The following is an 18,896-nucleotide window of genomic DNA, read 5'->3' as shown; positions in this document are numbered from 1 at the left end:
GGGTTTCCCCATGTGAGAGTAGGTCATCGTCAAGATTAAATTCCAGAACCCCTGTTTGCTAACGCAGACAGGGGTTTTGTTTTGGGCGGTCGAAAAGTGAAGCGCTACGGCTTTTCCTAAAATCCTTGCTGCTTGATCAGCTCAATCAGTGCTCTCAGACCGGCCGGTACATGGCGTCTTCCCGAGTAGTAGAGGCGTAAAGCGTCGAAAGGGGGTGTCCATTCTTCGAGCGCCCGCACCAACGTCCCCTTCGCCAGGTCTACAGAGGCATTCCATTCCGTTAGATACGTCAATCCCATTCCAGCTCTGGCTGCCTGAAGCATCAATGTTGGATTATCAAGTGTCAGCGCGCCTCGTACGTCAACTGCAATGGTTTCGCCGTGGCGCTCAAACTCCCAGCGATAGATTGAGCCACTTGGCATCCGGCTACGGATACATTCATGAGCGCTTAGATCCAAAGGGTTCAAAGGGGCAGGGTGCCTGGCAAAGTAGGCTGGGCTACCCAATACGGCAAACCTCTGAGGCGGGCTGATATCAATCGCGATCATGTCTTGTGGAACGCTATCGCCAAGACGAATACCCGCGTCAAACCCTTGAGCCACAATATCCACCAGCCGACCTTCAGTGACGATATCCACTTTCATCAGCGGATAACGCCGCATGTACTCCAGCAGCAGCGGCATTACCTGCTTGGCGGCACCTGCTGAAGTATTAAGCCGTAATGTGCCACTCGGCGCCGCCTGACTATTGCCCGCTTGTTCAAGCGCCACACGGATAGTCGAAAGGGCGGGTGTGATCGTGCTGACAAACTCTGTCCCTATTTCTGTCAGCGACACACTTCGCGTCGTACGATGAAACAGTCGAACGCCCATCCGCGCTTCAAGTGTGGCGATTGAGTGGCTCAGCGCTGATGTCGATACATTCAGCTCGGTCGCCGCTGCCCTGAAACTGCGATGTCGCGCAACGGCCAGCACCGCTTCCAGTTCATTCAGTCCGGATGTGTTCATTGTCCTGGATCGCTCATCAAGTCATGCGGCGTTGTGCGGATTATCAGGTCAATCATAGTGGCTTACCGTAAGGCATACCAACTGAGTGCCCTCGGAGGCTCCATGCATCAGGTCGACCAGATCTACATCAATGGCCAATTTGTTACGCCCCACGGCGAAGAACTTTTTGACCTGTTCAACCCAGCGACCGCCCAGTGTATTGGTCAGGTTCGCCTGGCTGATGAGCAAGATGCGAACAACGCGGTCAGCGCCGCAACACAGGCATTTCCCGAGTTTTCGCGAACGACAAAATCCGTGCGTGTCGATTATCTGAAGTGCATGCATGCCGCGGTCGCAGCCATAGAGACGGAACTTACAGGCGCCATCATCGAGGAGTATGGCGCCCTGGTATCCCGTGCACGGTGGATGGCCAAGCATGCAGCAAGTGTGCTTCTGGACGCGGCGGCCGTGCTCGCTGACTACGACTTCACGCGACGCATCGGCATCGCTGATGTGACGATGCAGCCCCTGGGTGTTGCCGGGCTCATCACCCCTTGGAACAGTAACGCCGGCTTCATCTGCGGCAAGCTGGCCGCAGCATTGGCGGCCGGTTGTACAACAGTGATCAAGCCGAGTGAAATGAGCGCCATCCAGACATCTATTGTCACGCGCGCTCTGCACGAGGCAGGCTTGCCACCCGGTGTATTCAATATTGTCACCGGGCGTGGTGAAACCGTAGGAACCGTGCTGAGTGCGCACCCCGACATTGCCAAAGTCTCATTCACTGGCTCTACCGCTGTAGGCAAACAGATCCTGATGGCTGGGGCGCAAACGCTGAAGCGCATCACACTGGAGTTGGGTGGTAAGTCGCCGGTATTGATACTCGATGATGCCGATCTGAAAAAGGCCATACCCATGGCACTTCAAGCCGGATTCATGAACAGTGGCCAGGCGTGTATTGCCGGTACCCGCATGCTTGTGCCGGCCCACCGCTTGGCTGAAGTAGAAGCGCTGATCGTCGAGGAAATGGTCGCTATCCGAGCGGGCGACCCCAATGACAGCGACACGAGTATCGGCCCGATGGTCAGTCTCAAGCAGTGGCAGCGGGTTCAGCGATATATTCAGATCGGCATCGAAGAGGGCGCGCATTTACTGGCGGGCGGTCTTGGTTTGCCTGATGAGCTCGGTGCCGGCTGGTTTGTCAGGCCCACCGTATTCAGTCGTGTCACAAACCAGATGACCATTGCCCGTGAGGAGATTTTCGGTCCTGTGCTATCGATCATCACTTACAGCGACGAGGAGGACGCGCTGGCGATTGCCAATGACACGCCCTACGGTCTCCAGGCTTACATTCTGTCATCCGATCTACCGAGGGCTCACGCGTTGGCTGCTCGCATCGATGCCGGTCGCGTGTTAATCAACACCCTGGCCCACGAGCCCCGTGCACCCTTTGGTGGCTTTAAACAATCAGGCATCGGCCGTGAGTATGGCACTTTCGGTTTGGAGGCCTTTCTGGAGCCAAAATCTGTCCTCTCCTGACAAAACAGCATGCCGTTGGGGAAATCGATGCAAAGTGTTTCTGCATTTTTGGTATGGTGCAGCACATTTTCACAAGGATTGATCTGTCATCCGCAGGACGCGGCGTCGACCTTCTTCAACGAGATGCTGTAGAAATGCCTGAACCGATACCGATCAAGGATCACGAAAAAGAAAACCGCCTGGTCAACAAGCGTTTGTTCGCCTGCGCGCTGTTGGTAATTGGCATTACTTGCGCCCTGGTCGGGCGCATGTATTTCCTGCAGGTTGTGCAGTACGACTACCACTCGACGATTTCTGAAAACAACCGCGTCCACGTATTGCCGATTACGCCAACTCGCGGCCTGATTTATGACCGTAATGGCGTGGTTCTGGCTGACAACCGCCCCAGCTATAACCTAATTATCACTCGCGAGCGCACCACTGACCTTAAGGGCGAATTGGACGCCATCGTCAACCTGCTGCATTTGCCGGCAGAAGATCGCGCGGTGTTCGACAAAGCGCTGAAGCAGGCCCGCCATCCTTTCGTGCCCGTTACGTTGTTCTACGAATTGACCGAAGAACAGATCGCCGTATTGGCTGTTAACGAGTTCCGCCTGCCCGGTGTCGACGTCGAGCCGCAATTCGTGCGTCATTATCCGCTGGGTGCGCATTTCGCCCATTCGATCGGCTACGTCGGCCGGATCAATGAAAAAGAATCCAAGGCGCTCGATTCGGTGGAGTACCGTGGCACCCAGTCTATCGGCAAGACCGGTATCGAGCGCTTCTACGAGTCCGAACTGCACGGCCATGTCGGCTATGAAGAGGTCGAGACCAATGCCCAGGGCCGCGTATTACGCGTGCTCAAGCACACCGATCCGATCCCCGGCAAAAACATCGTCCTGAGCCTCGATGTCAAACTCCAGGAAGCCGCCGAAGAGGCCTTGGGCGATCGCCGTGGTTCGGTCGTCGCCCTTGACCCGCAAACCGGCGAAGTGCTGGCCATGGTCAGCAAGCCGAGCTTTGACCCGAACCTGTTCGTCACCGGCATCAGCTTCAAGGAATACGCTGCGCTGCACGACTCCATTGACCGGCCGCTGTTCAACCGCGTACTGCGCGGGCTTTACGCGCCCGGTTCGACGATCAAACCGGAAGTGGCCATCGCGGGTCTAGACAGTGGTGTGGTGACCGCGCAAACACGAGTGTTCGACCCCGGTTACTACCAGTTGCCAGATTTTGACCACAAATACCGCAACTGGAACCACAGCGGCGATGGCTGGGTGGACATGGACGCGGCCATCATGCGCTCCAATGACACCTACTTTTACGACCTGGCCCACAAATTGGGGATTGACCGCCTGCACGACTACCTGGCCGAATTCGGTCTGGGTCAAAAAGTCTCACTGGATATGTTCGAAGAGTCGGCCGGCTTGATGCCTTCCCAGGCCTGGAAGCGTGCGACACGGCGTCAACCCTGGTTCCCGGGCGAAACCGTAATCCTCGGCATTGGCCAGGGTTACATGCAGGTCACGCCGTTGCAGCTGGCGCAGGCCACTGCGTTGATCGCCAACAAAGGTGTATGGAACCGGCCGCACTTGGCCAAGACCATCAATGGCGTGCCGCCCGTGGACGAAAATCCGATGCCTAACGTGGTTCTGAAAGATCCGCGTGATTGGGAACAGGTCAACCACGGCATGCAGCTGGTGATGCACGACCCGCGTGGTATCGCTCGTGCGGCGGCGCTTGGCGCCCAATACCGGATTGCCGGCAAGAGTGGTACCGCGCAGGTGGTGGCAATCAAGCAAGGTGAGCGCTACAACCGTAACAAGACCCTTGAGCGCCATCGTGACAACGCCCTGTTCGTTGGCTTCGCGCCGGCTGAACACCCGAAAATCGTGATCTCGGTGATGATTGAGAACGGCGAGGCCGGTGGCCGCGTGGCAGGCCCTGTGGTGCGGCAAATCATGGATGCCTGGCTGCTCGATCAAGAAGGCCACCTGAAGCCGCAATATGCGACGCCGGCCAAAGCGCCAGGTGACCCGCACGTCTAAGTCAGGCCTTCCACTCGTCCCATTGTTCCAGGCTTTCATAAGCCAGCCAGGGCACATCATGGGCTGTCCAGATGTGCGAGGTGGGCCGGACACCCGGATCATCATCCAGTGTCGCCACCCGCACAATCACATGGGGCTGATGCCCGCGCTCTGCCACCAGGTGTGAGCCGCAGCGCGAGCAGAAATGCCTGAATTTGCCCGGCGATGACTCAAAAGCCGACAGCAGTTCTTCACCCTGCGTCCAGCGAAAGTGCTCACGCATCACCCCGGCCGTGGTCACAAAAGCGGCTGCATGCACCTTACGGCAGCTGTCGCAATGGCAGTGGCTGATGGGCATATCCAGGCTGTCAATTTGATAGCGCACTGCTTTGCAGAAGCAACTTCCATTCAACGGGTCAGTCATAAACGTATTGTCGGATCAAGGATAGGGTCATCATCATCGCGCACAACCCAAGGTTGCGCATTGGTCGATGTCGCCTACTGTCAATGGAGGAGGTGACTTATGCACGTATTAGATCGCATCGAACGAAAGGTCCTGCTCAACGCTTCACGCAAACAGGTCTGGGAAGCACTCACCGATGCCGAGCAGTTCGGCAGCTGGTTCGGCATCGCCCTCAAGGGTAAAACCTTTGCCGCTGGGGAAACCATCGAGGCGCCGATAACCTACCCTGGCTACGAACATGTCGTGTGGAAGGCCAGGATCGAACGCGTCCTGCCACAAACCCTGTTCTCTTTCTGGTGGCATCCTTACGCGGTGGAGAAGGACGTGCCCTACGACAAGGAAACGCCGACCCTGGTCGAATTCACCATCGAGGATCGCGCGCCCGGCATCCTGCTGCGGGTGGTCGAATCAGGCTTTGACGCGGTGCCCGAGGCCCGACGCCAGAAAGCGTTCAAGATGAATTCCCGTGGCTGGGATGAGCAAATGAGCAACATCGAAACCTATCTCGGCCAGGCCCGTCGCGCCTGACCCAAACGGGCATCTCGAGGATGCCCGCCTTCGTTGCAATCAGTCTTCGTGAACCGTGGTGATTGGCCGGGTGACCGGTTTTTTTTCAGGTCGATGTGGGTAGTCATCAATTGCACCTGTATCGGGTGGTGGGTCAGCGATGCGCCAATCCGCTGGCCCACCCGGTTATAACGGTTTTAGAAATCAACCGTCGCCGATAACTTGGCTACTCGCGGATCACCTTGGGTCAGATAGCCGCCCAACGCCGACTCCCAATACTTGGTATTCGCTACGTTTTCCACGGTGGCGCCCACCGTCACATCGCGCTGGGCCACCTTGAAGTTGTAGCGAGCCCCCACGTCGAAGCGGTTCCAGGTCGGCAGGCTCAGGTTGTTGGCCGCATCGGCGTACTGACCGCCGGTGCGCAACATACGTCCGTTCACGGTCACGCCTTGCAGGCCGGGCACATCCCAGTCCACGCCGGCGTTGAGCTGGAACGTCGGCACGCCGATGGCACGGTTGCCGTCGTTGGCGCCGTTTTGCGTGCCGTTGACTTCAGTGTGAATAACGGTCGCGCCGCCCAGCAGGCGCAGGCCGCTGACCGGTTCACCGAAGACGCTCAGTTCTACGCCCTTGTTGACTTGCTCGCCCTGGAACACAAAGGTCGCGCTTTGATCTGCGTTCAGTTGAGAGTAGCCCTGAGTCGGTTGCTCGATTCGGTAGACACCCAAGGTCGCCCCGTAGGTGCCCATATCAAGCTTGACGCCGGCCTCGGTCTGTTTCGAACGAGCCGGTGCAAAGGTCTGGTTGGCGTTGGTCACGGTGGCGTTGCCGAACGTGGTCGGTGCAGTCGGCCCGGAAGCCAGGCCTTCGATGTGGTTGGCATAGAACGACACGTGGTCCCAGGGTTTGAATACCAGGCCATACACCGGCGTGGTGATGCCCTTGGCGTAGTTGGCGGTGCGCGTGCCTGTGCCGTATGCATAGCCCTGAACCACCAGTTCCTGGCGGCGCAGACCGGCAGTGAGCAGCAGGCGGTCATCCATGAACCCCAAGGTGTCTGACACTGCCGCGCTGCGAGCGAATGTCTTGGCGGTGATGCCAGGATCGTTCAGGTCACTGCCGGCGGTGTAGCCGCCCTTGGCCGGCGCGGCCACGTCGGCTGGATTATAGAGGTTGGTCGCCTGGCTGCCGGAGGCAAAGTCAAACGCGTTGCGTGCCTGGGTCCAGATGCCGGTCAAGCCCAGGTTCAATTTGTGGCTGACAGATCCTGTCTGGAACTTGCCGTTCAGGCCGGCCATCAGGCTGGTGTTGTCTTCCTGGTGAGCGATGTTCGAACCGCTGACGCTGGCATTACCCAATGCGTCGTTCAGGGTGACCGACGAGTAACGCCCGATCTCGTTGGTGTGCTTGGCGCCGCCAGCGACATAGGCGGTCCAGTTGTCGTTGAGGTCGTACTCGCCACGCAACATGCCGAAGGTATCTTCAAGGCTGGTGGTGCCCCAGTTCGGCGCGTAGTTGGTGTCGGCGGACGGGGCGTTCGGGATATGGGTCAGCCCATTGCCGAGCAACACCGTATTGCGGCCGCCATTGACTTGCTGCTTCTGATAAACAAAGTCGCCCGACAAACGCAGTGCATCACCGCGGTAATCCAGCCCGACGGAGAACAGCTTCGAACGCTGGTTCTCATCGTCGATCGCAGTATCGCCTTCACGCTGGGACAGGTTCACCCGCGCACCAAAGCGGTTGTCCTCGCCAAAGCGCTGGCCGATGTCGAGGTGTTCACCCAGCCGCCCATCACTGCTGATATCCGTGCTGAAACGGCGCAGCGGCAGATCATCGGCGCGCTTGGGTTGCAGGTTTACGCCGCCGCCAATGCCTGAGCCGCCGGGCGTGACACCGTTGATAAAGGCATTGGGGCCTTTGAACACTTCAACCCGTTCCAGGGCGTCGGTGGACATGATCTGGCGCGGCAGGATGCCGTACAAGCCATTGAACGAAATATCGTCGCCATTGAGTGGCAAGCCTCGAATCACGAAGGCCTGGGCCTGGTTTGCGTAGCCCGATGCCTGGCGCACGGACGCATCATTGAGCAACACATCGCCGACGGTTTGCGCTTGCTGGTCGCGAATCAATTTCTCGGTATAGGAGGACATGCTGAACGGCACATCCATGATGTCCTGGTTGCCCAGCACTCCCAATTGGCCACCGCGTGCAACCTGGCCGCCAGCGTAAACCGGGGGCAGGGCGTTCGGCGCAGGCGCCTCGGCATTGATGTTGGTGGCGCCCAATTCCAGTGTGTTGCCGTCCTGATGGTTGTTCGCATCCTGCGGGGTGACTGGGGATGCAGCATGAGCGGTGAGGCTCAAAGAACAGCAAAGGGCGAGCAGGGTCGGGCGAAACGGTACAGAAAGTCGGCTGCAGGTGGGCATGGTCGATCCTGACGGCGAACCGTCAATGTGAGGAAAAGGGCAACAACGCTGCGCTTCCTCGCTGCGCGGATACGACTCCGGCGCGAATGATAGTGATTGTTATTAATATTCTGCAACAAATTTTTGGGATTGCAGTCTGCGTGCGCGTTAACGTGCCGCATTTGGCCGGATGCCGAGTAGAATCACGCCCTGAAAGCGATTCCTGAGGTGCGGTACGGTGGATTTACAGCAGGGTTTTGTCCTGACCCGGCATTGGCGCGACACCCCGGCGGGCACGGAGGTCAGTTTCTGGCTGGCCACGGACCTCGGGCCGCGGTGCATCCGTCTCCCCATGCAAACCTCGGTCATGTTTATCCCCGAGGCCCATCGCAAGCATCTGGATTGGCTGCTCAAGGGCGAGCGCGATATCGAGTTGCGCCCGTTGCAGCTGTGCGATTTCCACCATCGACAGGTCCTGGGCCTCTACACCCGCCAGCACCGCCAAATGATGGACCTGGAAAAACGCCTGCGCGCTGCGGGAGTTGATGTATACGAAGGCGACGTGCGCCCGCCCGAGCGCTACATGATGGAGCGCTTCATCACCGCCCCGGTGTGGTTCGGTGGTACACCGGACGTGAATGGCACGCTGCTCGACGCACACATGAAACCCGCGCCCGAGTACCGCCCGCCGCTGAAACTGGTGTCTTTGGACATCGAGACCACTGCCCAGGGCGAGCTGTATTCCATTGCCCTCGAAGGCTGCGGCGAGCGCCAGGTATACATGCTCGGTCCGCCGAACAAGACCGATGCCGTCGACTTCAAGCTCGACTACTGCGACACCCGCGCGCAATTGCTCGAACGCCTCAACGCGTGGCTCGCCACCCATGACCCCGACGCGATCATCGGCTGGAATGTGGTGCAGTTTGACCTGCGTGTACTCCACGAACATGCCCAGCGCCTCAACGTGCCCTTGCTGCTGGGCCGTGGCGGTGAAGCCATGGCCTGGCGCGAACATGGCAGCCGCAATCACTATTTTGCGGCAGCCGCGGGGCGCCTGATTATCGACGGCATCGAAGCCCTGCGTTCGGCTACCTGGAGTTTCGAATCCTTCAGCCTTGAAAACGTCGCGCAAACCCTGCTTGGCGAAGGCAAGGACATCTCCACGCCTTACCAGCGCATGGATGAAATCAACCGCATGTTCGCCGAGGACAAGCCCGCCCTGGCGCGCTACAACCTCAAGGACTGCGAGTTGGTCACGCGGATTTTCGAGAAGACCGAGCTGCTCAAGTTCCTGCTGGAACGGGCCAGCGTCACCGGGCTGCCGGCCGACCGCAACGGCGGCTCTGTCGCCGCGTTTACTCACTTGTACATGCCGTTGATGCACCGCCAGGGCTTTGTCGCACCGAACCTTGGCGACAAACCTCCCCAGGCCAGTCCCGGCGGGTTTGTCATGGACTCGCGGCCCGGCCTCTACGAATCGGTGCTGGTGCTGGATTACAAAAGCCTCTACCCGTCGATCATCCGCAGCTTCCTGATCGACCCGGTCGGTCTGATTGAGGGCCTCAAGCACCCCGACGACAGCGAATCGGTGGAAGGCTTTCGCGGTGCGCGTTTCTCGCGTAGCCGGCACTGTTTGCCGTCCATCGTTGCACGCGTTTCCGAAGGGCGCGAAGTGGCCAAGCGCGAACACAACGCGCCACTGTCCCAAGCCCTGAAAATCATCATGAACGCGTTCTATGGCGTACTCGGTTCCAGCGGCTGTCGGTTCTTCGACACCCGGCTCGCGTCCTCAATCACCCTGCGTGGTCACCAGATCATGCGCCAGACACGGGAGCTGGTTGAGGCCAAGGGTTATGAGGTGATCTACGGCGATACCGACTCCACTTTCGTTTGGCTGGGCAGCGCCCATTCCCAAGAGGACGCCAGCCGTATCGGCCAGGAATTGGTGCAGTACGTCAATGCGTGGTGGCGTGCGCATCTGCACAACGAATTCGGCCTGCAAAGCGCCCTGGAACTGCAATACGAAACCCACTTCAGCCGCTTCCTCATGCCAACCATTCGCGGCGCGGAGGAGGGCAGCAAAAAGCGTTACGCCGGCTTGGTCGTGCGCGCCGATGGCAGCGAAGAAATGGTCTACAAAGGCCTGGAAACCGTGCGCAGCGACTGGTCGCCCCTGGCCCGGCAATTCCAGCAGGAACTCTACCAGCGCATCTTCCATCGCCAGCCCCATCAAGACTATGTGCGCGACTATGTGCGTCGAACGTTGAGCGGCGAACTCGACGACCTGCTGATCTACCGCAAACGCCTGCGGCGTCAACTGGACGACTACGAGCGCAATGTCCCGCCTCACGTGCGCGCTGCGCGCCTGGCGGATGAATACAACGACCGCCTCGGGCGCCCACGGCAGTACCAGCGGGGTGGCTGGATCAGCTACGTGATCAGCGTCAACGGCCCGGAACCGCTGGAGGTGCGGCAGGCACCCATCGACTACGACCACTACGTTACCCGTCAATTGCAGCCGGTGGCCGATGCGATCCTGCCGTTCGTGAATGATGATTTCGGCACCTTGGTCGGCGGGCAAATGGGCCTGTTCTAAAACGCTTGCCTGGAGGCCGTGAGAGCCTGCACTCTTTGCCTCTAAAGACCCCTCGGACGGCGCGCCTCTCCATGAACCAGATCACTCTGACCGGCACTACGGTCGAACTCCAACCCCTGCAACGTGAACATGCGGCTGCACTGGTCGAGGCTGCCGCCGACGGCGAGCTTTGGAACCTCAACGTTACCCACGTGCCGGGCCCCGAAACCGTCGCCAAGTACATCGACCTCGCCATCGCCGGGCGTGAGGCCGGCACCATGATCCCGTTCGCCATTGTGCGTCGCGACGGCGGCCAGGTGCTCGGCAGTACACGCTTCTGGAAGGTCGACCGGGTTAACCGCAAGCTCGAGATCGGCCATACCTTCTTGGCGCAATCGACGCAAAAAACCTCGGTCAACACCGAATCCAAATTGCTGCTGCTGACCTACGCCTTCGAAGTGCTGGAGTGTGTGCGGGTGCAGTTCACCACGGATGAACTCAACGAAAAATCCTGCGCCGCCATCCTGCGTCTGGGTGCCGTGCAAGAAGGCATTGTGCGCCACGAACGCATCATGCCCGACGGGCGCAAGCGCAACTCGGTGCGCTTCAGCATCATCGATTCGGAATGGTCGCAGGTGAAGGCCAATTTGCAGGCCAAGCTGCTGCGATAAGGAGGAAGCACTCATGTACACGCTCTACGGCATTGATGAATCCGGCTCCTGCATGATCGAAATCGCCCTGCAGCGTTGCGCGGTGCCGTGGCGACGGATCGACGCCAGTTCCTGGGACTACAGCGAGGGCAGCGAAGCCCTTGCACGGATCAACCCGCTCAAACAGATACCGACCCTGGTCACCCCCGATGGGCAGGTGCTGACCGAAAGCGCTGCCATCCTGATCCACCTGGGCCTGGAGTTTCCCGCTTCCGACCTGCTGGCCGGCAACCGCGCGCAGATCCTGCGTGGCCTGCTGTACATCGCTGCCAATTGCTACTCGGCAATCGGCATCATCGACTATCCGCAGCGCTGGCTGGGCAATGCGGATGAAGCGGCGCAGGCGCAATTGATCACCGGTACGCGTCGCTATCTGCATCATGCGTGGGTGGTCTTCGCCGAACAGTTTGCCGACCAGTTGTTCGCCCCGAACGCGGTGCCGAATGCACTGGGCATCATGGCCGCAGCGGTGTCGCGCTGGGACGAGGCGCGCGAGGTGTTGGGCAACTTGGCCCCAGGCTTTGCCCAGACACTGGTGCAGGTGGACACCGACCCTGTTGTGGCGCCCGTGTTTGCGCGACATTGGCCGGAGTGGGACGTCTCGTAATGTTTCCGCAATCAGAAGAAACAATGACCGTTGCCCCCACTCAACCCCTTGCGTAGCGGGCGTCCTGACCTACGCTTCTTAACGTGGTGTAGGAATCATCCTTGAATTTGACTGTCGCAGACATGAAACTCAAGAACCCTGCATGGAATTCAAAGGAGGTGCGCATGCTCATCCGGTCGCTGACCCTGGCTACCTTGATGGCTTTTACGGGGCCGCTGTTGGCCGCGGATGATATCAACCCGCTCAAGCAGGACTTGGGCAAGTCCCGCCCGCTGGTAGTGGTGGAGCTGGATTCCGGCAACGAAACGCTGGCCACCCTCAAGAAACAGCTGGACGAGCCTGCCAACAAGCAGTCCTTTGAAGAGCGCAGCATGGTCTTCTACACCGTCAAGTTCGGCAGTATCGGTGCCGAAGGGGAGAAGTTCGCCAAGGACGCGAAGGACAACAAAAAGCTCACGCCGCCTGAAACCAACGCGCTGATCCGCGCCCTCAAGTTGGGCGCCGGCAGCGGCACCAAAGTGATCCTGGTGGGGAAGGACGGCGAGAAGAAAGTCGAGAAAACCGTGCCACCGGATACCCTCGATCTGAAGGCGTTTTTCAGCGCCATCGACCAGATGCCGCAGGCTGAAAAAGACCTTGCCGCGCCTGCCGAGCCGGAGCCTGCCGCAGCTGCTCCAGCCAAGGGCGCCAAAGCGGCCAAGCCCGCAAAACCCGGCAACAAGCCTGCCGCGCAACAACTGGATGATTGAAAATACCTAACCCCTGTGGGAGCGGGCTTGCCCGCGATGACGCAGTGTCAGTCAATACACCTTTGAATGACCCATCGCTATCGTGGGCAAGTCCGCTGCTACAAGTGTGTCGCAGCCTTTTCAAGTTTTTGGGGCTTTACGCACCGGAAACGGAAAGTAGAAAAACCGCAAGAACGCCACTCGCTTGATCACTTCCCCGATCAGCAACGGCACGACTACCGCCACCACCAGGCCCAGGCATGCGGCCAGGAAGGGATGCAGACCCAGGCGCTCCATCAGGTCGACGGTCTTGTGCTGGATTTCCCCATGGAAGATCAACAGGATCAGGGTCGACTGGCCGATATACGTCATCGCCCGCGTGATGACGGCCGACACCATCAGCACCCGCGCCAATGCCCAGCACGCGTACACGCCGATCACCGCCAGCAGGCTGGTCCACAACCAGTGGTCGTAGCGCCGTTGTGCCAGGTCCATGGTGGCGTGGCTGTAGAGGAACACTGCGGCGAACAATGCCACCGCAATCACCACCGTCAGCAGCGAGCCCTCATGCCTGCGCAGCCAGTCGCGCAACAGGTAGCCATAGATGAAATAGGTGCTGCTGATCAAGGTGACTTCAAGGCTGAACGGGAGGCCGGGCAGCGTCCAGGTGTGCCCGCCGACGGTCACCGGTATTTGCCAGAACCACGGCAATACCCAAATACCGATTAACAGTTGCACCACTATCAGCAGGCAGCTCACCGGCAGTGACAGTTTCAGACGCTGGATCAGTCGCAGCATCAACCAACTGAACAGAATCGCCACCCAGAAATGCGGCAAAAACCACAGGGCCTGCCACGGAATGGTGTCCACCGAGGCGTACAGCACACCGCCGATATCCGGCAGCAGCGGTTGCCAGCGCAACACCGCGCGCACGATCACGTACACCAGCATGGTGAAGAAAAACGGCTTGAGCAGGCCGTCGGCCTTGCGTATCGCCATTTCCACAAAAGGTTGCTCGGGCTTGAAGAACACCCCGGACAGGAAAAAGAACAACGGCAATATGAACGAGGCGATGATCGGATACAGCACGTCCGGCGAGTTAGCGACAAACCAGCTGTGGCCATACACGATCATCAGGATGCCGATGCCTTTGGCAATATCCATCTGAATCCAACGATGTTTCAAGTGACCACCCCCAATTGCTCGTTCATGCCTTGCGCCACGGCTTCAGCCACAGCCCCATACTCAACAACACCACGGCGCCGGCCAGGGTACTCAGCCCCAGTTGCAGCCACACGCCTTGAATTCGAAACAGCGCCAGCGCTGCCAGGCTCATCAGCCCTGCACTGAGCAGCCATTGCCGCGCCCAGGGCAGGGCGCCGAGCAACGACTGTCGCTGCATCAGCAGCAATGCGGTGCAAATCACGCCCGCCAAGGCGGCCAATGGAATACCCGCCAGGCCAAACACAAAGGGCAGGGCGCCGAGCAACAGCACATTGACCAGGCTACCCAGCAACTCGCAACGCAACGGCTGGCGCGTGTCGCCGGCGGCATAGGCATAACGCGCCAGCAACGCGTTCCACGCGCCGAATACGAGCGGCACGGCAAACCACGCCAGCAGCAGCGGCAAAGGCGAGTCCGCCGATTGCTTGGGCAGCAACAACGCCACCAGGCTGGGTGCTGCGGCCACCAGGCCGACGCCGGCAGGCAGCGTGAGCACGCTGGCGGTTTCCAGGCCGCGTTTTAGCAAGGCCAGGCGCTCATCGCCCTGGCGTCGGCTCATCATGCCCAGCAACACTTGGTTGAGGCTCATCAGTGCAATCAGCGGCAGGTTCATCAGCTTGCGGGCGAGGTTGACCCACGTCACGGCGCCTTCGCCGAGCAGCGACGCCACCAGGCGCTCGATCAACGCCAACCCCTGGCTGGCACCATTGCTTAACAGCAACGGCCCGATGCGTTGGCCCAGTTCCCGCAACGGCGTGAACGACAACTGCCAGCGCCACGGCCGCCAGCCCTGACGCCAGATCGACGGCAGCAGTGCCAGTGGCATCAACAGACTCCCGGCCACACACGCCAAGGCGAGGGTGTGCGGTTGAGTCGCGGTGCCCGCCAGGGCGAGGTACGTCACCGGCGGCAGGTTGAACAGCAGCGAACCCAGGCCCGCCAGCACAAACCGCTCACTGGCCTGCAACGGAATACTGAACAGTGCATGCAGCATCAACCCCGGCACGCACCAGGCCACGATCTGTAAGTTGCTGCCGGCGAGCGCCGTCGCGCTGGCCGCCAACCCTGGCCCGAGTAATTGCACCAGCCACGGCGCCAACAGCGTCAGCAACAGGCTGGTGAACAGCGCGATCAGCATCAGCGCCGGGAACAGCACCGCCAGCCAATCCAGGCGTTCAGCGTCCTTGCGTTCCAAGTACAGCGGCAGTGCGGCGGCGCTCAATACGCCACCGGCCAGCGACATGCGCAACGCCTCGGGCAAAAACAGCGCGATCAGGAACGCATCGCTGCGTTCGCCCGCGCCCCATGCGGCAACCAGCAACCACTCGCGGGCAAACCCGAGGCACAGGCCAAGCAAGGTCGCAAGCGTCAGCCAGACGGCAGAACCGAGCATGGTTAAGGCCGCGCGCCGTCAAGGATCGGCTTGCGATAAGCCACGGTCTTGAGCTGCGGCAGGCGTGCCGGAAACAGTCGGCGCGCCTCCAGCACATTGAGGCCCACCATCAGCCAGAACAGCGCCACCATCACCACCGCAAAGCTGAAGTAGTGGTCAAACAAACCGCTGACCAGCGCCGAGAGAATCCCGGCAGTGCTGCCCAGCCACAGCGCGTTGTCCTTGGTCAGGCGGATCGGGCCTTTTTCCGGGCGCGCCTCACGCCACCAGCGCACGGTGACGGCGACAAACAGCAGCATGCCGACAATGCCGATCTTGTAGATGAGGTTCAGCCACAGGTTGGAGATGCCCAGCAACAGAGTGCCCGGCACCGGTGGGTCGACCTTGAAGCCAATGCCGAACGGATACGCCGCCACCGCCTGCGGGAACATGCGGTATTCATCGACGCGCACTTCGGTACTGGCGTTGTCCGACGAAAAGATCGTCGCCAGGCGGTCCTGTAACGGTGGATAAGCCATCACCAGCGCCACCGTCAGCGCGGCGCCGATCATCAACAGACGCCCGGTGTACGGCACACGGCGTGTCGCCATCCACATCAGCACCAGCGCCAGGCTGACCATCGCGCCACGGCTACTCGCCAGCAGCAAGGCCGCAGCGCCCAGGCACGCCACGCCCAGGCCCAGCGCGCGCTTCCAGCCTTGTTCTGTCATGCCATAGCAGAACGCCAGGGGCAGCAGCAGCGCCATGATTCCGCCGATGGCGTTCGGGTGCATCCACGGCGAGCCCATGCGCGACGCCATCGCCTCCAGGCCGAATTTCAACATGTCGAAGTTGCCGTAATTGAATACCGCCAGGATCGGCGCAATGCCCGCCCCCGAGCGGGTGCGCACAAACACTGCAATCGACAGCACCAGCATCGTCAGTGTGCCCAGCAGCAGGGCGATGACCAGCGATTCGCGTTGCTTGTAGCCCGTCAGCAACTTGGCGCAAAGGAACACGCCCGAGAGGTTCAGCAACCAGCGCAGCCAGTTGGCCGTGCCGCTGCTGTCGGCGTGGATGCTGACCTGGCCGACGATAAACGGGAACACGCTGAACAGCATCAGCCACAACAGCGCCTGGTCGGTGGGGCGCCGTGACAGGCGGGGTGTATCAGGCACGCGCGACAGAAAACTGTGCCACACCACCGCCCCCCAGGTCAGCGCGAGGACGGCTTCGCTCACCGTACTGCGAATGCCCAGGTTGACGGTCGAATACGGCATAAAGGTCGCGACCCCGGCGAACAGCAACAAGCCCCAGAACGGGAAGCGCAGGATGGTTACCGCAGCCGCCAGACCGATCACGGCGAGGAAGGCCTTGGCCGGTGATAGCATCAAGGCGAGTGCGCCGAACAACAGGCCCAAGAGTATGGCGACGAGGCTTGCCAGGGGGAGTCTCATTTCAATTCCTCGATCAGTTCGGCCAGACGTCGACGATAAGCCTGGTGGTTGAAACGTTGTGCCCACAGCTTGCGTTGTTCGGGAGAATCTTCGGTAGGGCGCCCCACCAGCTCGACCATCAATTGCACCAGCGCGGGTGCGTCGCTGGGCGAAAAGCGCGGGGCCGAAGGCGGCGTGATTTCATCCAGCGACGTGCCGCTGGCCACCGCCACCGGCGTGCCGACGCTGAGGGCTTCAATGACCGGTAAGCCAAAACCTTCAGCATAGGACGGCTGCCACAGGCGCGAGGCCTTGCGGTACAGCCCGTGCAATTGTGCATCTGACACACCACTCAGGGCGCGAATACCCGGCAGGCTGCGCTGGGCTTCGGGCAGATGTTCGAGGCTGCCTACCAGCACCAACTCGGGTACGGCGGGAGACAGGCGACGTGCCTGCTGCCAGGCGTCCACCAGAAACGGCACGTTCTTGCGCAACTCACGGGTGCCGACCAGCAGCCAGTAATGTTCCGGCAACTGGTGCGCCGACAGGTCAGCAGCCAGTTCGACAAAACCCTCCACTTGATTAGGCAAGACGCGAATCTTGCCCGCCGCCTTGGGAAACAGCCGCGCGGTTTCATCGGCGCTGTACTGCGAGGGCGTCCATACCCGATCTGCGCTGTGCACTGCATAGGCGATCGAGAGTCGATCGCTGGTCTTGTAGATCAGCGCCTTCAAACGGTTGGCGTGGTAGTTGTTCAGGGTGATCTGGAACAGGTCATGCAACAGCACCACGGTACGCAAACCCTTCGGCTTGGGGGGGAGCGGCAGGCCCATATTGAACGTGCTGATGTACAGGTCGATGTGCTGCTCACGTAACGCGTGTGGCAGAAAACCGGCCTCGAACCGCAGGCGATTCTGCGGTTGGTGCATGGCCGTCTTCGCGCAGCCCCAGGTCGGGCAGTGGGCCTGCAAGCGGGTTTCATCGCCCAGGGGGGCGACGGTGAACCGTTCAACCTCGACATCCGGCAGCGTGCGCAGGGCATTTTCCAGCGCGTACACCTGGCGACTGATCCCCGATTGCGGTGAGGTGCCGACGGTGCGGTAATCCAGGCCTACACGCATGCGGGTTCCTTTTGACTGAGCGGCGACAGGCTTGCATACACCTGCTCCAGTTGGCTGGCGGCGACACTCCAGTCGTGGGCCCGGCGCACATAAGCACGGCCCGCTTCACCCATCGGCGTGGCGGCTTCGGGAAATTGCAGCAGGCGTACCACGGCTTCCGCCAGGCTGTCGGCGGTTTGCCCACCGAGGTAATCCAGGCCCTCCACCAGATCCAGGCCCGACACGCCTTGTTCGGTGCTCGCCAAAGGCAACCCGGCGGCCAGCGCTTCCAGCACTTTCAATTTGGAACCGCCGCCATGGCGCAAGGGCGCCAGAAACACCGAACAGCTCGACTGCAGGTTCAACAGGTTCGGCACAAACCCTTGCCACTCGATACGCGGGTCCTTCCAGCGTTCACGCCAACTGTCGGGCATGCCGAAACCGCACACACTCATGCGCGCATCCGGGCAGTGCTCCCAGACCCTGGGCAGGATTTCATCCAGGGCCCATTCGATGGCGTCCACATTGGGCGCATATTCATAGTTGCCGAGGAACAACACTCGGCGCTTCGATGGGTCGGGGTGAGCGGCGGCAAAGTGATCACAGTCCACGCCATTGACGACTACCGGCACCGGTTTGCCGGCGATCCTGGCCAGCACCTGTGCATCGCTTTCGGTGACCGCCACCACCTGCGCGGCCTGGCGCATCACGCGGCGTTCCCAGCGCGCGTAGCGCCATTGATCGTAGCGAATGAACGGCAGCGCCCACCGCGGCAGGCGATCGTAAGTGGCCGCGCCCAGCGCCGATTCAACATTGTGCTCCGTCAGCACGAAAGGCTGGGATTTGCGTGCCAGGGCGTCTTCATAAGGCTGGAAGGCATACGTGTGCTCGATCTGCACCACGTCCCAGTGCTCTTTGAGCAATTGATTGAAAGTGTCCTGCAGCGCGCCCGACAAGCCATTCACGCTGGCCAGCAGCGGGTAGGGCGCAAACAGCCCGGCCACCAGGGTTTTCAGGCTGCGCAGCGGGCGGCGTGGCAGTACGATCAATTGCTCGAGGAAGGCTTCCAGCACCTGGCGGTCAGTCAGCGACACCGGGTGCTTGTCATGTAGCAGCAAGGTGATCCGATGTCCGCGCGCGGCCAGGCTGCGCAGCAGGTGGAACTGGCGCGTCTTGCCGCCGCTGGTAGCGGGCCAGGGCGAGTAGGGCAGGATCCATAAAATGCGCATGGC

The 18,896-nt window shown here is 60.5% G+C and carries 15 protein-coding genes; 7 read left to right on the top strand and 8 right to left on the bottom strand.

Features of this window, described 5'->3' with window-relative positions; translation table 11 throughout:
• Positions 1–116 precede the first annotated feature (116 nt).
• Positions 117–1,007, bottom strand: a complete 891-nt coding sequence (locus tag ACLBW8_RS23225) for a LysR family transcriptional regulator (protein ID WP_262667473.1) — start codon at positions 1,005–1,007, stop codon at positions 117–119.
• Between the two features lie 102 nt (positions 1,008–1,109).
• Between ACLBW8_RS23225 and ACLBW8_RS23220 the strand changes: the two genes are divergently transcribed.
• Both ACLBW8_RS23220 and mrdA read left to right on the top strand, forming a co-directional pair.
• Entirely contained in the window at positions 1,110–2,525 is a 1,416-nt protein-coding gene (locus ACLBW8_RS23220; RefSeq protein ID WP_447806413.1) for an aldehyde dehydrogenase family protein, read from the top strand.
• 134 nt (positions 2,526–2,659) lie between these two features.
• Positions 2,660–4,552 (top strand): penicillin-binding protein 2, encoded by a 1,893-nt coding sequence (gene mrdA / locus ACLBW8_RS23215; RefSeq protein WP_064451708.1) that lies wholly within the window; start codon positions 2,660–2,662, stop codon positions 4,550–4,552.
• A gap of 1 nt (position 4,553) precedes the next feature.
• Here mrdA and ACLBW8_RS23210 read toward each other — a convergent pair whose 3' ends face one another.
• The gene (locus tag ACLBW8_RS23210) at positions 4,554–4,955 is read right to left on the bottom strand and encodes a GFA family protein (protein WP_128591727.1); all 402 of its coding nucleotides are present in this window, start codon (positions 4,953–4,955) and stop codon (positions 4,554–4,556) included.
• 99 nt (positions 4,956–5,054) lie between these two features.
• On the opposite strand from ACLBW8_RS23210, the gene ACLBW8_RS23205 reads away from it, so the two are divergent.
• A complete protein-coding gene (locus ACLBW8_RS23205) occupies positions 5,055–5,522 on the top strand; it encodes an SRPBCC family protein (RefSeq protein ID WP_064451710.1) in 468 nt (155 codons plus the stop codon).
• A 176-nt stretch (positions 5,523–5,698) separates the two neighbouring features.
• Here ACLBW8_RS23205 and ACLBW8_RS23200 read toward each other — a convergent pair whose 3' ends face one another.
• Positions 5,699–7,933, bottom strand: coding sequence for a TonB-dependent receptor (locus ACLBW8_RS23200; RefSeq protein ID WP_447806412.1), 2,235 nt, complete (start codon positions 7,931–7,933; stop codon positions 5,699–5,701).
• Positions 7,934–8,150: 217 nt separating this feature from the next.
• Here ACLBW8_RS23200 and ACLBW8_RS23195 point away from each other — a divergent pair, with 217 nt between their 5' ends.
• From ACLBW8_RS23195 to ACLBW8_RS23180, 4 genes are all read left to right on the top strand, one after another.
• Complete coding sequence (locus tag ACLBW8_RS23195; protein WP_447806411.1) at positions 8,151–10,508, top strand: DNA polymerase II; 2,358 nt, start codon at positions 8,151–8,153, stop codon at positions 10,506–10,508.
• Between the two features lie 71 nt (positions 10,509–10,579).
• Positions 10,580–11,158, top strand: coding sequence for a GNAT family N-acetyltransferase (locus tag ACLBW8_RS23190; protein WP_447806410.1), 579 nt, complete (start codon positions 10,580–10,582; stop codon positions 11,156–11,158).
• Positions 11,159–11,171: 13 nt separating this feature from the next.
• On the top strand, positions 11,172–11,804 hold the full coding sequence (locus ACLBW8_RS23185) for a glutathione S-transferase N-terminal domain-containing protein (RefSeq protein WP_447806409.1): 633 nt from the start codon (positions 11,172–11,174) through the stop codon (positions 11,802–11,804).
• 164 nt (positions 11,805–11,968) lie between these two features.
• Positions 11,969–12,553: a DUF4174 domain-containing protein gene (locus ACLBW8_RS23180; RefSeq protein WP_064451715.1), complete on the top strand. Its 585-nt coding sequence runs from the start codon at positions 11,969–11,971 to the stop codon at positions 12,551–12,553.
• Between the two features lie 120 nt (positions 12,554–12,673).
• On the opposite strand, the gene ACLBW8_RS23175 is transcribed toward ACLBW8_RS23180, so the two are convergent.
• Genes ACLBW8_RS23175 through ACLBW8_RS23155 form a run of 5 tightly spaced genes read right to left on the bottom strand, consistent with a single transcriptional unit; the run spans position 12,674 to position 18,893 of the window.
• The gene (locus ACLBW8_RS23175) at positions 12,674–13,696 is read right to left on the bottom strand and encodes an acyltransferase family protein (protein ID WP_064451716.1); all 1,023 of its coding nucleotides are present in this window, start codon (positions 13,694–13,696) and stop codon (positions 12,674–12,676) included.
• A 43-nt stretch (positions 13,697–13,739) separates the two neighbouring features.
• Positions 13,740–15,149, bottom strand: coding sequence for a murein biosynthesis integral membrane protein MurJ (gene murJ / locus ACLBW8_RS23170; RefSeq protein WP_447806408.1), 1,410 nt, complete (start codon positions 15,147–15,149; stop codon positions 13,740–13,742).
• A 2-nt stretch (positions 15,150–15,151) separates the two neighbouring features.
• On the bottom strand, positions 15,152–16,585 hold the full coding sequence (locus tag ACLBW8_RS23165) for an O-antigen ligase family protein (RefSeq protein WP_064451718.1): 1,434 nt from the start codon (positions 16,583–16,585) through the stop codon (positions 15,152–15,154).
• Entirely contained in the window at positions 16,582–17,685 is a 1,104-nt protein-coding gene (locus tag ACLBW8_RS23160) for a glycosyltransferase family 4 protein (RefSeq protein WP_432750377.1), read from the bottom strand. Before ACLBW8_RS23160 ends, ACLBW8_RS23165 begins: the two co-directional genes overlap by 4 nt.
• Complete coding sequence (locus ACLBW8_RS23155) at positions 17,676–18,893, bottom strand: glycosyltransferase family 4 protein (protein ID WP_447806407.1); 1,218 nt, start codon at positions 18,891–18,893, stop codon at positions 17,676–17,678. The genes ACLBW8_RS23160 and ACLBW8_RS23155 overlap by 10 nt, the downstream gene beginning before the upstream one ends.
• Positions 18,894–18,896: the final 3 nt, after the last annotated feature.

The organism is Pseudomonas sp. M5A4_2d, from assembly GCF_053345295.1.
Note: the sequence above shows the minus strand (reverse complement) of the source record. Positions and strands in the feature narration are given on the sequence as shown.